11 protein-coding genes are annotated in these 14,251 nt (G+C 73.3%); 1 reads left to right on the forward strand and 10 read right to left on the reverse strand.

The window, feature by feature from the left end; genetic code table 11:
* Window positions 1-7: 7 nt before the first annotated feature.
* The 10 genes from LEP48_RS07565 to LEP48_RS07610 form a co-directional block, all read right to left on the reverse strand.
* Entirely contained in the window at window positions 8-2,254 is a 2,247-nt protein-coding gene (locus tag LEP48_RS07565; RefSeq protein ID WP_225564982.1) for a polyribonucleotide nucleotidyltransferase, read from the reverse strand.
* Window positions 2,255-2,506: 252 nt separating this feature from the next.
* Window positions 2,507-2,776, reverse strand: a complete 270-nt coding sequence (gene rpsO, locus LEP48_RS07570) for a 30S ribosomal protein S15 (RefSeq protein ID WP_225564983.1) — start codon at window positions 2,774-2,776, stop codon at window positions 2,507-2,509.
* Between the two features lie 170 nt (window positions 2,777-2,946).
* Entirely contained in the window at window positions 2,947-4,995 is a 2,049-nt protein-coding gene (locus tag LEP48_RS07575) for a peroxidase family protein (protein ID WP_225564984.1), read from the reverse strand.
* 325 nt (window positions 4,996-5,320) lie between these two features.
* Entirely contained in the window at window positions 5,321-6,295 is a 975-nt protein-coding gene (locus tag LEP48_RS07580) for a bifunctional riboflavin kinase/FAD synthetase (protein WP_225564985.1), read from the reverse strand.
* 76 nt (window positions 6,296-6,371) lie between these two features.
* Window positions 6,372-7,334, reverse strand: a complete 963-nt coding sequence (truB, locus tag LEP48_RS07585) for a tRNA pseudouridine(55) synthase TruB (protein ID WP_225564986.1) — start codon at window positions 7,332-7,334, stop codon at window positions 6,372-6,374.
* Between the two features lie 18 nt (window positions 7,335-7,352).
* Window positions 7,353-7,811, reverse strand: a complete 459-nt coding sequence (gene rbfA / locus LEP48_RS07590) for a 30S ribosome-binding factor RbfA (protein ID WP_225564987.1) — start codon at window positions 7,809-7,811, stop codon at window positions 7,353-7,355.
* An 80-nt stretch (window positions 7,812-7,891) separates the two neighbouring features.
* Window positions 7,892-10,738: a translation initiation factor IF-2 gene (gene infB / locus LEP48_RS07595; protein WP_225564988.1), complete on the reverse strand. Its 2,847-nt coding sequence runs from the start codon at window positions 10,736-10,738 to the stop codon at window positions 7,892-7,894.
* 193 nt (window positions 10,739-10,931) lie between these two features.
* Window positions 10,932-11,144 carry a YlxR family protein gene (locus LEP48_RS18925; protein WP_422723810.1) on the reverse strand — a complete coding sequence of 71 codons (213 nt, stop codon included), beginning with the start codon at window positions 11,142-11,144 and terminating at the stop codon, window positions 10,932-10,934.
* A gap of 150 nt (window positions 11,145-11,294) precedes the next feature.
* Window positions 11,295-12,362 carry a transcription termination factor NusA gene (gene nusA, locus LEP48_RS07605; RefSeq protein WP_225564990.1) on the reverse strand — a complete coding sequence of 356 codons (1,068 nt, stop codon included), beginning with the start codon at window positions 12,360-12,362 and terminating at the stop codon, window positions 11,295-11,297.
* 2 nt (window positions 12,363-12,364) lie between these two features.
* Window positions 12,365-12,928 (reverse strand): ribosome maturation factor RimP, encoded by a 564-nt coding sequence (locus LEP48_RS07610; protein ID WP_225564991.1) that lies wholly within the window; start codon window positions 12,926-12,928, stop codon window positions 12,365-12,367.
* A 209-nt stretch (window positions 12,929-13,137) separates the two neighbouring features.
* On the opposite strand from LEP48_RS07610, the gene LEP48_RS07615 reads away from it, so the two are divergent.
* Window positions 13,138-14,250, forward strand: a complete 1,113-nt coding sequence (locus tag LEP48_RS07615) for a DUF4439 domain-containing protein (RefSeq protein WP_225564992.1) — start codon at window positions 13,138-13,140, stop codon at window positions 14,248-14,250.
* Window position 14,251: the final 1 nt, after the last annotated feature.

Raw genomic sequence — 14,251 nt, forward strand, 5'->3', positions numbered from 1 at the left:
CAGAGCGTCAGGCCTCCGGCTGGTCCGACGAGGCGGCCTCGGGAGCGGCGGACTCGGACTCGCCCGCCTTGTCCTCCTCGGTGACCGCGACCAGCGACAGCTTGCCGCGCGGGTCGATCTCACCGATCTCGACCTGGACCTTCTGGCCCACGGAGAGCACGTCGTCGACGTTCTCGACGCGCTTGCCACCCACGAGCTTGCGGATCTGGCTGATGTGCAGCAGACCGTCCTTGCCCGGGGAGAGCGAGATGAACGCACCGAACGACGTCGTCTTGACGACGGTGCCGACGAACCGCTCGCCCACCTCGGGGACGTGCGGGTTGGCGATCGCGTTGATCGCCGCGCGGGCGGCCTCGGCCGACGGGCCGTCGGTGGCGCCGATGTACACGGTGCCGTCGTCCTCGATGGAGATGTCCGCGCCCGTCTCCTCCTGGATCTGGTTGATCATCTTGCCCTTGGGCCCGATGACCTCGCCGATCTTGTCGACCGGCACCTTCACCGCGATGACGCGCGGGGCGTTCGGGGACATCTCGTCCGGCACGTCGATGGCCTCGGCGAGGACGTCGAGGATCGTCAGGCGCGCGTCGCGGGCCTGGCCGAGGGCCGCCGCGAGCACGGAAGCCGGGATGCCGTCGAGCTTGGTGTCGAGCTGGATGGCCGTGACGAACTCGCGCGTACCGGCGACCTTGAAGTCCATGTCGCCGAACGCGTCCTCGGCGCCCAGGATGTCGGTCATCGCGGCGTAGCGGGTCTCGCCCTCGACCGTGTCGGAGACGAGGCCCATCGCGATGCCCGCGACCGGGGCCTTCAGGGGCACACCGGCGTTGAGCAGTGACAGCGTCGAGGCGCAGACCGAGCCCATCGACGTCGAACCGTTGGAGCCGAGGGCCTCGGACACCTGGCGGATCGCGTACGGGAACTCCTCGCGGCTCGGCAGCACCGGGACGAGCGCGCGCTCGGCCAGGGCACCGTGCCCGATCTCGCGGCGCTTCGGGCTGCCGACGCGGCCCGTCTCGCCCGTCGAAAACGGCGGGAAGTTGTAGTTGTGCATGTAGCGCTTGCGCGTGACCGGCCCGAGCGAGTCGATCTGCTGCTCCATGCGCAGCATGTTCAGCGTCGTGACGCCGAGGATCTGCGTCTCGCCGCGCTCGAACAGCGCGGAGCCGTGCACGCGCGGGAGGACCTCGACCTCGGCCGACAGGGTGCGGATGTCCGCGAGCCCACGACCGTCGATGCGGACGCCGTCCGTGAGCACGCGCTGGCGCACGAGCTGCTTCTGCAGCGAGCGGTACGCCGCCGACAGCTCCTTCTCACGACCGTCGAAGCCGTCCTGCAGCTCGCCGAGCATCTGCGACTTGAGCTCGTCGAGGCGGTTCTCGCGGTCCTGCTTGTCGGCGATCGCCAGGGCGTCGCGCAGGGGCGCGGCCACGGCGGACTCGACGGCGGCGTACGCGTCGTCGGCGTACTCCGGGAAGACCGGGAACTCCCGGACCTCCTTGGAGGCCTGCGCGGCCAGCGACGCCTGCGCGTCGCACAGCGCCTTGAGGAACGGCTTCGACGCCTCGATGCCCTCGGCGACGACCTCCTCGGTCGGCGCGGAGACGCCCTGCTCCTTGATGAGCTTCCAGGCGTCGTCGGTGGCCTCGGCCTCGATCATCGCGATCGCGACGTCGTCACCGACGACACGGCCGGCGACGACCATGTTGAAGACGGCGCGCTCGAGGTCCGAGTACTTCGGGAACGCGACCCACTGGCCGTCGATGAGCGCGATGCGCACACCCGCGACCGGGCCGGAGAACGGCAGGCCGGAGATCTGCGTCGACGCCGACGCGGCGTTGATCGCCAGGACGTCGTACGCGTCGTCCGGGTGGATCGCCATCACGGAGATGACGACCTGGACCTCGTTGCGCAGGCCCTTGACGAACAGGGGGCGCAGCGGGCGGTCGATGAGGCGGCAGGCGAGGATCGCCTCAGTCGAGGGGCGGCCCTCGCGGCGGAAGAACGAGCCGGGGATGCGGCCCGCGGCGTACATACGCTCCTCGACGTCCACCGTCAGGGGGAAGAAGTCGAACTGCTCCTTGGGGTGCTTGCCGGCCGTCGTGGCCGACAGCAGCATCGTCTCGCCGTCCAGGTACGCGGCGACGGAGCCGGCGGCCTGGCGGGCGAGGCGGCCCGTCTCGAAACGGACGGTGCGGGTGCCGAAGCGACCGTTGTCGATCACGGCCTCGGCGAACTGGATCTCGGGACCCTCCATGGGTGCCCTCCTTGATCTCGAAGGCGCGGCCGTCTCCCGGCGGTCTTCGATCGAGGCCCACGGAGCCCTGCGTCGTTCGCGACGAACTGCGGCGGGTTCGGGGGGCCACTACCGAGGACCGGACGAAAGTCCCGGCGGCGCGGTGGTGTCGTGGCAGGCAGGTCCCGCCACGGTGGCGTCACGTGGAAGTCACACCGACATCACACCAGACCAGCCCGGCCCCTGCGAGAGGGACCGGGCTGGTCGGCGTGATCAGCGGCGCAGGCCGAGCCGCGCGATGAGGCTGCGGTAGCGCTCGATGTCGGTCTTCTGCAGGTAGCCCTGCAGGCGACGGCGCTGGCCCACGAGGAGCAGCAGACCACGACGCGAGTGGTGGTCGTGCTTGTGCTCCTTGAGGTGCTCGTTCAGGTCGTTGATGCGCTGCGTCAGGAGCGCGATCTGCACCTCCGGCGAGCCGGTGTCGCCCTCGTGGGTCGCGTACTCGGTGATGATGGACTGCTTGGTGGCAGCGTCGAGCGGCATATGGCTCTCCTTCGGTGTCGTTGCGCGGTGCCCCGGGACTTCTTCACCGAGGCGCTCTGGATCCGCGGCCGATCAAACGGCAGCACCATCCTAGCAGCGCACCGCCCGCCGGGTCCCCGGCGGGCGGTGCGAGTGGTGCACGGCACACGGCCGGCACGAAGGACGGGGCGTCAGTCCCCATCGTGGCCCGCACGGCGCACCCCGGCACCGTCGGGAACCTGTCGGAACGTCCCGTCGTCGAGAGCCATGACGCCCGCGAACCGCAGCAGGTCCGAGATCGTGGTGATCATCTTCCCGTCGTCGAGCCGCACGCCGCGCGACGGGTCCCAGTCCTGGCGCTCGCACGACGTCTCGTCCTGGCGCAGCAGGTACACGAACGTCTCGCACAGGATGTGGCTGCCGACGTCGCCGAGGAAGTTGCCGTTCCCCTGGACCTCCGCCTCCTTGAGCACGTAGTACCACAGCGGCGTGCCGCCGAGCTCGTCCAGCGCCTGGGCCACCTCCTCGCTCGCGCCCCGCGTGAGCTGCTCGCTCGTCAACGGCGTGACGTGAAGGGCCCGCGCGACCTCCTCGCCCGTGGGCAGCGAGAGCCAGTAGCCGCGCAGCAGGTTGCGCTGCGCAAGCTGCTTGAGGATCCCGCTCATCCGGGCGGTGATCGGGCTCTCGTCCGGCGCCCGCGGGATGGACTGGACGGGCACCGGGGCACCGTCCCCGTCGACGACGGTAACGCCGTCGTCCGCGAGCCGCCAGTCCCGCTTCCAGCCCTCGGTGAGGATGTCCGAGAGGCCGTTCGCCAGGAACGGGTCGATCTTCGCGGCGCCGCGGGCGCGGTCGGGGTCGCCCTTGTCGACGAACCGGCTCCAGTCGATCGGCCAGTTCGACGGCAGCACCTCCCCCGGCGGGAAACCGATCGGCACGAGCCCGCCCCCGCCGGTGAAGGCGAACAGCTGGTCCAGGCTCGCGAACGCGTTCTTGGACGTCGGGTCGTTCGAGAAGGGGTTGCCCGCGCCGAAGTTGACGTTGTAGTCATAGCCGTTGCGGACCATCGAGTGCCCGAACCGGAACGCCGCGACCGCGAACTCTAGCGGCATCGCCACCGGCCGTCGCGGCCGGAACAGCAGCGTCGGCTCGTGCAGGACCTCGTCCAGCACGCCGGGCTTGGTCAGGGTGCGCAGGTAGTCGTGCACGACGAGCCACTGGTAGTGGTGCCTCACCAGCTCCTGCGCGCGCTCGAAGACGGCCCGGTGGTCCACCGTGAGCCAGGGCTCGACCCGGCGCACCCAGTCCACCACGGCGTTGTGGAACCGGACCACGCCCAGGTGGAGCTGCGCGAGGACGAGGTTCTCGTCGTTGCGGCCGTCCGGGATCTTGGGCGAGCCCGGTGCCGGCCGGTCCTCGGCAGGCACCGTCATCGCCGCGACCTCCTCGCTCGAGAACCGCGGCAGGTCCCGCTGGGCGTCGTCGCCCGGCGCCACCAGGTCGAACCCGCCGAACGCCGTGGTCGAGATCCGCCCCACGGAGAGCTTCGCCGGGTCGGCGACGGCGTACGCGGCCTCGCTCCGGGTGGTCCCGTGCCCCGGCTCCCCGGGGAAGCGGGGGCCGCTGCCGTAGACGCTGTCCAGGTTGAGGAACGGGTGGCGCCCGTTGTGCAGGCTGCGGACCACCGTCTCAGGGTCGAAGACGTCGAACGGCTCGGTCGTGATGTCGCCGAGCACGAGGTCGCCGGGGCGGACGGGCTCCCCCGCCTCCGGCGGCTTGTCCTCGCCGTTGGTGTGCAGGGTGATGTCGTGGTCGATGAACTGGCCCCAGTACGTGTAGATCGCCGGGACCGTCGAGTCGTGCGCGGGGTCTGGCGGGCCGGCGGGCTCGATCATCGCCGCGCCGAGCTTGCCCAGCGCGGCGACGACCTTCGCGACGGTGTCCGCGTCGTCGGCGGGCAGGTGCGCCGCGGGGAAGCGCCCCCGCAGGTCACGGAAGAGATAGTCGAACGACGTCGTCGCGTCGAACCGGTCGGCGACGAGGTCGCGCAGCACCGCGAGCTCCGTGTCGTGCAGCAGGGGGCGTCGCGACGAGCGGGGGTCGGCGTCAGGTCCGGGGCGCGGGCGCGGGGCGACGGCGCCGCCGTGCCGGGTGCTGCGGACCGTGCGACCCACGGGTGTCTGGTTGAGGTCCGGACCGGGCTGCGGCGCTGCGTTCTGGACGGTGTCCTGAGCCGTCATGGCTCTGCCTCTCTGAAGAGCGCATCCACGCCCCGCCTCCGGCCGGGCGCGCTGGCGGTGCCGCCCGGGCCGGTCCCGACGACGTCGTCGTGGGACGGCCCGGGCAGGCGGTGCGGCTACCGGCACGCTCCGGGACAAGGCAGGGGAGGGAGCGGGCCCCGTCGCGAACGAGATCGAACGATCTCGCGCCAGGCTTCACCTGGCCTCACCAGGACGGAGGGCTCGGGCGCATCCGTGTGACGCGCCGTTCGGCGGTTTCACCCGCTCGGCGGCGTCGCGGCCTCTGCCGACGACTCAGCCCGCCGACCACTCAGCCGCCGACCACTCAGCGCAGGATCTCGCGGGCGCGCGCGACGTCGTCGTGCATCTGCGCCACCAGCGGCTCGATCCCGTCGAAGCGCAGCGTCGGGCGCAGCCGGGCGGTGAGCTCGAGGACGACCGGCTCGTCGTAGAGGTCGAGGTCGGTGCGGTCGAGCACGTACGCCTCGACCCGGCGCTCGACCCCGTCGAAGGTGGGGTTGGTGCCGATGGAGATGGCCGCGGGCAGGTCCGTGTCCGGGTGGCCGGGGTCCGTCGCCGCGAGCCGCGGCCGGCGCAGCCGCCCCGCGTAGACGCCGTCGGCCGGCACCATCCCCTCGATGCCGCCGAGGTTCGCCGTCGGGAACCCGAGCTCGCGGCCGCGGGCGTCGCCGTGCACGACGGTGCCCCGCACGCGGTGCGGGCGACCGAGGATCTCCGCGGCCTGGGCCACGTCCCCCTCGGCGAGGAGCGCCCGGGCGGCCGACGACGACCAGCGCTGGCCGGCACCGTCGGCGGCGGGCAGGCAGTCGCCCACGTCGTCCACGGCCACGACCTCGAAGCCGTGCCGCCCGCCGAGCTCCACCATGGTGTCCAGGGTGCCGACGTTGCCCTTGCCGAACCGCACGTCGTGACCCACCACGACGGCCCGCGCGCCGAGCCCGTCGACCAGGTAGCGGGTGACGAACTCCTCGGGCGTGAGCGCCGCCAGCTCGAGGGTGTAGGGCACCACCAGCACGGCGTCGAGCCCTGTCCGCGCGAGCAGGTCAAGCCGGTCGGTCAGGCCCGTGAGCAGGTCGGGCGCGCTGTCCGGCCGGTGCACGACGGCCGGGTGCGGGTCGAACGTCAGGCCGACGGCGGCGCGGCCGCCCGCGCGCGCGATCCCCACCAGCCGCTCCAGGACGGCCTGGTGCCCGCGATGGACGCCGTCGAAGTTGCCGATCGTCACGACCGACGGCCCGAAGCCGTCCGGGACCTGCTCCAGGCCCGTGAACACCTGCACGCGTCGCGCTCCGTCTCGTCGGTCGTCGGTCGAGCGGCGCCCGTCGGGAGCGCCAGCGGTCAAGGATAGTCGCCGTTCAGTGGGCCGGGGCGAGCACGAGCACGGGCTTGGCCAGCGCCTCGCCCCGCCTGCGGGTGTCCTCCAGCAGCGCGACCAGCACGCCGTCCGGCCCGATCCCCGCGACCGTGCCCCGCTCTCCGCTGGCGGGCACCCACCGGCCGTGGCCGAGAGCGCCCGCCTCGTCGGCGGTGAGGTCCCGCACGGGGAAGATCGCGCGGGCCGCGTCGGCGAGCGGCAGGGTGGCGAGCACGCCGTCGGCGTCGGCCTGCGCCTCCAGCGCCTCGAGGGTGCGGGCCGCGGTCAGGTCGTAGCCGCCCACCCGGGTGCGGCGCAGCGCCGTGAGGTGCCCGCCCGTCCCGAGCGCCCCACCCAGGTCGCGCGCCAGGGCCCGCACGTACGTTCCGGACGACACCACGACGTGGACGTCGACGTCGAGCACGGGGACGCCCGCGTCGGTGACGGCCGGACGCGAGCCCAGGACGTCGAAGCGGCTCACCCTGACCGGCCGGGCCGCGAGGGTGACCTCCTCGCCCGCCCGCGCCCGCGCGTACGCCCGCTTGCCGTCCACCTTGATCGCGCTCACCGTCGTCGGCACCTGGGAGATGTCGCCGGTGAGCGCCGCGACCTCGCGCGCCAGCGCGTCGGCGTCCACGCCGCCGCCGACGCCCGGAGAGGAGACCACCTCGCCCTCGGCGTCGTCGGTGGTCGTGGCGACGCCGAGGCGCAGGGTCGCGTCGTAGGCCTTGTCGGCGCCCACGACGTAGGTCAGGAGCTTGGTGGCCCGCCCCACGCCGACCACGAGCACGCCCGTGGCCATCGGGTCGAGGGTGCCGGCGTGCCCGACCTTGCGCGTCCCGGCCAGACGCCGGCAGCGGCCGACCACGTCGTGGCTGGTCCAGCCCGCGGGCTTGTCGACGACGAGGAGGCCGTCGGGCGCCGTGGGGCGCCGCGGCGGCCGCTCGCGGTCAGAGGTGCTCACAGCTCGCTCACGAGGTGATCACAGGGGCTCGAGGTCGTCGTCGGCGTCCTCGCCCGGCTTCTTGTACGGGTCGGCGTCGCCGGCGTACCCCTTGCCCTCGCGCAGGGCCGCCAGCTCCTCGTCACGACGCCGCGCCTCGATGAGGGCGGCGTCCAGGTGCGCGGCGGACTCGGGCATCGAGTCCAGGTGGAACTCGATCGTGGGCGTGAGACGGATGCCGGTCTGTTTGCCCACCTCCGAGCGGATGACGCCCTTCGCGCTCGCCAGCGCCGCCGCGGTCCCGGCCCGCTCCTCGTCGGTGCCGTACACCGTGTAGAACACGGAAGCGTTCTGCAGGTCGCCCGTCACACGCACGTCGGTGACGGTGACGAAGCCCAGTCGCGGGTCCTTGATCCGCGTGTCGAGCATCTGCGCGACGATCTCCTTGATGCGGTCCGCGAGCTTGCGCGCGCGGGGGTTCTCGGGCCGGTCGGCCATGTCCTCTTCCTTCCTCGACGACGACGGCGCCCCACCGCCCGCTCAGGGGCGGGCAGCGGGGCGCCGTCGTGGGTGAGCCGTCAGCTGCGCGGCTTCTCGCGCATCTCGAAGGTCTCGATGATGTCACCCTCGGTGACGTCGTTGAACGAGCCCAGGCCGATACCGCACTCGAAGCCCTCGCGGACCTCGGTCACGTCGTCCTTCTCGCGGCGCAGCGACTCGATCGTCAGGTCGTCCCCGATGACCTTGCCGTTGCGCAGCACGCGGGCCTTCGTGTTCCGGCGGATCGTGCCCGACCGGATGATGGAGCCCGCGATGTTGCCGAACTTCGAGGAACGGAAGACCTGGCGGATCTCCGCGGTGCCCAGCTGGGCCTCCTCGTACTCCGGCTTGAGCATGCCCTTGAGGGCGGCCTCGACGTCCTCGATCGCGGAGTAGATGACCGAGTAGAACTTGACCTCGACGCCCTCGCGGTCCGCCATCTCCTCGACGCGCTCGCCGTACTTGACGTTGAAGCCGATGATCACGGCGTTGTCGACCGTGGCCAGGTTGACGTCGTTCTGCGTGATGGCACCCACCCCACGGTGGATGACGCGCAGCTCGACCTCCTCGCCGACGTCGATCTTGAGCAGCGCGTCCTCCAGCGCCTCGACGGCACCGGACACGTCACCCTTGAGGACGAGGTTGAGGGTCTCGACCTTGCCCTGCTGGAGGGCCTGCGTGAAGTCCTCGAGGCTGATGCGCTTACGACGCTTGGCCAGGAGGGCGGCACGCTCGGCCGCCTCGCGCTTCTCGGCGATCTGACGGGCCGTGCGCTCGTCCGGCGCCACCAGGAAGGTGTCACCGGCGCTCGGCACCGACGCGAGACCGAGCACGAGGACCGGACGAGCGGGGCCCGCCTCGGTCACGGCGTTGCCGTGCTCGTCGAACATGGCGCGCACGCGGCCGTGGGCCGTGCCCGCGACGATCGCGTCGCCGACGTGCAGGGTGCCCGACTGGACCAGGACGGTCGCGACGGCGCCGCGGCCCTTGTCGAGGTTGGCCTCGATGGCCACGCCACGGGCGTCCTTGTTCGGGTTCGCCCGCAGGTCCAGCGCCGCGTCCGCGGTGAGCAGGACGGCCTCGAGGAGCTGGTCGATGCCCTGGTTCTGCTTGGCGGAGACGTCGACGAACATGGTCTCGCCGCCGTACTCCTCGGCCACCAGGTTGTACTCGGTGAGCTGCTGGCGGATCTTGTCGGGGTTGGCCCCCTCCTTGTCCACCTTGTTCACCGCGACCACGATCGGCACGTTCGCGGCCTGGGCGTGGTTGAGCGCCTCGACCGTCTGCGGCATGACGCCGTCGTCGGCGGCCACCACGAGGATCGCGATGTCCGTCACCTGGGCACCACGGGCACGCATGGCGGTGAACGCCTCGTGACCCGGGGTGTCGATGAAGGTGAGGGGACGGTCGATGTCCTCGTGCACGTGACGCACCTGGTAGGCACCGATGTGCTGGGTGATGCCACCGGCCTCGCCCGAGACGACGTCGGTCTGGCGGATCGCGTCGAGCAGACGCGTCTTGCCGTGGTCGACGTGGCCCATGACGGTGACGACCGGGGGCCGCGGCAGCAGCTCCTCGTCGCCCTCGGCCTCGAGCTCGGCGTCCAGGTCGATGTCGAAGGCCCCGAGCAGCTCGCGGTCCTCCTCCTCGGCCGAGACCATCTCGATCTGGTAGCCCAGCTCGGCGCCCAGCGTCGCGAACGTGTCCTCGTCGAGGGACTGCGTGGCGGTCGCCATCTCACCGAGGTGGAACAGGACGGTCACGAGCGACGCGGGGTTCGCGTCGATCTTGTCCGCGAAGTCGTTCAGCGACGAGCCGTGACGCAGGCGGACGACGGTCGAGCCGTTGCCGCGCGGGACCTGCACGCCGCCGAGCGACGGCGCCTGCATCTGCTCGAACTCCTGGCGCTTCGCCCGCTTCGACTTGCGCCCCCGGACGGGACGCCCGCCGGCGCGACCGAACGCACCCTGCGTGGCACCACGGCCGGCGCCGCCACGGCCGCCCGGACGGCCGGCGAAGCCGCCACCGGGACGGAAGCCGCCGCCACCACCGGGGCCGCCACCGGGGCCGCCACCGCGACCGCCACCGCGACCACCGGCACCACCGGGAGCAGGACGCTCACCGGGACGAGGCATCGAGGTGCGGCCCGGCATCATGCCGGGGTTGGGACGCGCGCCGCCGCCGGGGCGGGGCGCCGCGGGACGGGGACCTGCCGGACGAGGGCCGCCGGGACGGGGACCGCCGGAGCGCTCCGCCGCCGGCTCGCCACGGTCCGTGCGCTCGGGGCGCTGCCCCGGACGCGGCATGCCCTGGCTGGGCGCGAACGGGTTGTTGCCGGGGCGGGGCGCACCGGGGCGCTGCCCCGGACGCGGCATGCCCTGGCTCGAGGCGAACGGGTTGTTGCCCGGACGCGGGTTGCGGCCACCGCGGCCCTCGCCACGCTCGCCACGACCGTCGCCCTTGGGCTCACGGGCGGCGGGGGCGGGCTTCGGGGCCGCGGGGCGCGGGCCGGGGGTCGGGGCACCCGCACGGGGCGCCTCGGTGGCCGGCTTCGGTGCTGCCTCGGCCTGGAGGGCGGGGGTCGGAGCGGCCTCGGCGCGCGGCGCGGGGGCCTCGGCCGGGGCCTCGGCGGCGGGCTGCGCCGCAGCCTTCGGCGCCGGCTTCGGCGCGGACTTCGCGGGCGCGGCGGGCTTCTGCTCCGCCTTCGGCGCGGACGGCGCGGGCGCGGCGTTGGCGAACTTGTCGCGCATCATGCGCTCCACCGGCGCCTCGAGCGTCGACGACGCCGATCGGACGAACTCGCCGGCGGACTTCAGCTCCGCCAGCAGGGCCTTGCTCTCCACCCCGAGCTGCTTGGCCAGCTCGTGTACGCGGATCTTCGCCACATCTCTCCTGTCTCGGCCCTCCTGCGAGACAGGCAGGACCGTCGTTAGTACTGAGTACTCATCGCTCGGGACTCATCGGGTGCCCATCGGCTTCTGACCCGCTTCCTTGTCGACTTCGCGTGGGTGCGGCCGGGCAGCTGCCCGGTCGGGTCGGTCCGGCCCGTCGGACGACGGCCCGGACCCGGAGGGTCTCTCAGCGATCCTGCTGCTCCAGGTGGTCCCGGACTCCCGCCAGGTCGACGGGGCCGGTGACGCGCAGAGCGCGCGGCACGGCCCGACGACGGTCGGCGAGCTCCAGGCAGGCGGACACCGGATGGATCCAGGCGCCACGCCCCGGCTTCGACCCGCGCACGTCGGCGACGACACGAGGCTGACCTCGTGGGACGTCGCCCGACTGCTCGAGCACCAGCCGCAGGAGAGCGGACCGCAGGTCACGCTTCCGGCACCCGACACACGTACGCACCGGCCCGGTCGCTTCCGGGATGGCACGGGGGGAGGTCAGATCCTGGGCGCGTGGCCCGGTCCCCGACAGTCTAGCGCGACCAGCCACCTGCCGTTACCGACCGCCCTCGGACGCGCCGTCGACGCCGTCGGCGTCGCCGGCCGGGGCGGCGGCTCCGGCCGGGGCACCCTCGTCCGAGCGGATGTCGATCCGCCATCCGGTGAGCTTCGCGGCAAGCCGGGCGTTCTGCCCCTCCTTGCCGATGGCGAGGGAGAGCTGGTAGTCCGGTACGACCGCGCGGGCGGCCTTGGCCTCGGCGTCCACGACGGTGACGGAGCTCACACGGGCGGGCGAGAGGGCGTTGGCCACGAACCGCGCGGGGTCGTCGCTGTGGTCGACGATGTCGATCTTCTCGCCGTGCAGCTCGGCCATCACGGCCCGCACCCGCGAGCCCATCGGGCCGATGCACGCGCCCTTGGCGTTGAGGCCGGCGACCTTGGAGCGCACCGCCACTTTCGAGCGGTGGCCCGCCTCGCGGGCGATGGCCGTGATCTCGACCGACCCGTCGGCGACCTCGGGCACCTCGAGCTCGAAGAGCTTGCGGACCAGGCCCGGGTGGGTGCGGCTCAGGGTGACCTGGGCGCCCTTCATGCCCCGGGAGACCTCGACGACGAAGGCGCGCAGCCGCTCGCCGTGCACGTACTCCTCGGTCGGCACCTGCTCGTGCGGCGGCAGGACGGCCTCGGTGCCGCCGACGTCGACGAGCACGACGCGCGGGTCGCGCCCCTGCTGGATGACGCCCGCGAGGACCTCGCCCTCCTTGCCCCGGAACATGCCGAGCACCTGGTCGTCCTCCGCGTCGCGCAGGCGCTGGACGATGACCTGGCGGGCGGTCGCGGTCGCGATGCGGCCGAAGTCGGCGGGCGTGTCGTCGAACTCGGGACCGAGCTCCACGGTCGGCCGCGCCTCGGGGTCCTCCGGGTCGGGCGTGCGGATCTCCTCGCGCGCCCACACCGTGACGTGCCCGGACCGGCGGTCCAGGTCGATCCGGGCGTGCGAGTAGGCGTCGGGGGTGCGGTGGTAGGCCGACTCCAGCGCCTGCTCGATCGCGGCGACCAGGACGTCGAGGCTGATGTCCCGCTCGCGCTCCAGCAACCGCAGCGCGGTCATGTCGATGTCCATCGTCAGCCCTCCTCGTGACGGGCGGAGCCCGTGGTCTCTTGCGTGATGTCCTGCACGGCGTCCTCGTCGAGCCGCTTGAGCTCGACCTCCACCCTGCCCTTGCGCACGTCGGCGAGCCGGACCCGCGTCCCGTCCGACAGCACCAGGACCGGCTCCGCGCCCTCGGCGCCCGGCTCGGTCTCCTCGACGACGTCGACGAGACGGCCCGAGACGGTGCCGCCGTCGTGCAGGCGGAGGCTCACGACACGGCTACGGGCACGTCGGAAGTGGCGCAGGTCGGTCAACGGGCGCGTGGTCCCGGGCGTCGAGACCTCCAGGACGTAGGCGCCCGAGACGACGTCGTCGGCGTCGAGCGCCGCGGACACGGCGCGGGAGACGTCCCCCAGCGTGTCGGAGTCGAGGCTGCCGACCTGGTCCTCGGGGAGGTCCACGGTCACGCGCACGACGGAGCGGCTGCCCGCCCGGGAGACGGCCACGTCCTCGAGGAAGAGCCCGGCGCCGGTGACCGCCGGTTCGACGACGCCGCGCACCGCGTCCGTCGTCGAACGACCGTGCTGCGCTGCCATCGCTGCCTCCCGTGGGTCACGTCCTGCTGAACTGCCGTGTGCTCCCCGCGCCGGGACGTCCCGCGGCCGGTGTGTCGTTGTGTGTGCAGCGACCAGCCTAACCAACCGGCCGGGACGCACGAACCGAAGTCGGACGATCCGGGCCTCGTCGCCACGTACCGGGGCGAACGTCACACCCGCGGGGCCGATGCGTGGCATCATCGGCGTCGATGGAACCGCCCCGCTCCCCCGCCCCCGCCGACCGGCCCGACGCCCGGCGGCGACTGTCCGTGCTCGCGGCCGCGGTGCTCGTGGGAGGTCTCGTGGCCGGCTGCGGGGTCCGCCTCGAGACGCCGCCCGCCGCGGAGCCGGTGCCCGACGCCCTGGAGATCGTGCGCCGCACCGCCGTCTCGGACGCGCTGCTCGTCGCCGAGCGTGCCGACGCCGCGCTGGAGAACGTCCCGGCCCGGCGCGAACGGCTCGTCTCCGAGCTGACGCGCATCGCCGCCGACTCCCGCACCCAGGCGGCCGGGCTCGGCGGGGAGTACGACTCCGGCCTCGGCTCGGACGACCCGTCGGTGAGCCCCGAGGGGTCGGCGGCGGGTGGCGCGGAGGACGGGTCGGGCGACGTGCCCGACGTCGTCTCGGCGCTCGTCGACGCCGCTGCCCGCAGCCGCACCGCGGCGGGCTCGACGGCCGACGGCCCGCTGGCCCGGCTCCTGGCCTCGGTGGGAGCGGCGCAGACGGTGTCCGCGACGCGGCTCGCCGACCTGGCGGACACGACCGGGCCCGCGACGCCCGACGTCGAGATCCCGGCGGCCGACCGCGGCGCGCCGGACGACGACGCGGAGCCGTCCGACGCGCCCTCTGCCGAGCAGACCTCGGCGTCGGACGGCGAGGCCTCGCCCGCGGTGCCCGAGGGACTCACCGCCCGCGACCTGAGCACCCTGGTGGAGTCGGAGGACGCGACCGGGTACGCGATGCGCCTGCGCGCGGCGATCGCCGACGGCAGGCGGCGTGACCGGCTGCTGGAGCGGGTCGCCTCCCACGCCGACCGCGCCGACGGCTGGGCCGCCGTGGCCGGGACGGCCGGCACGGACCAGGACCCCCGCCGCGCCGCGTACCAGGTGCCGCGGGTGGCGGAGCAGGACGACAAGTCGCTGGTCCTCATGCTCGAGGACGACCTGACGGTGGACTACGCGACCCTCGTCGCCACGACCGCGCCCGGCACCCGGACCGTCCTCGTCGACCTGCTCGTCGACGGCGCGCTCGCCCTCGACGACTGGGGAGCGGAGCCGGCGCCCTTCCCCGGTCTCCCGGAGCAGGACGCCGACGGCGCCTGAC

It is taken from the genome of Isoptericola luteus, assembly GCF_020297055.1.
Classification (GTDB): Bacteria; Actinomycetota; Actinomycetes; order Actinomycetales; family Cellulomonadaceae; genus Isoptericola; species Isoptericola luteus.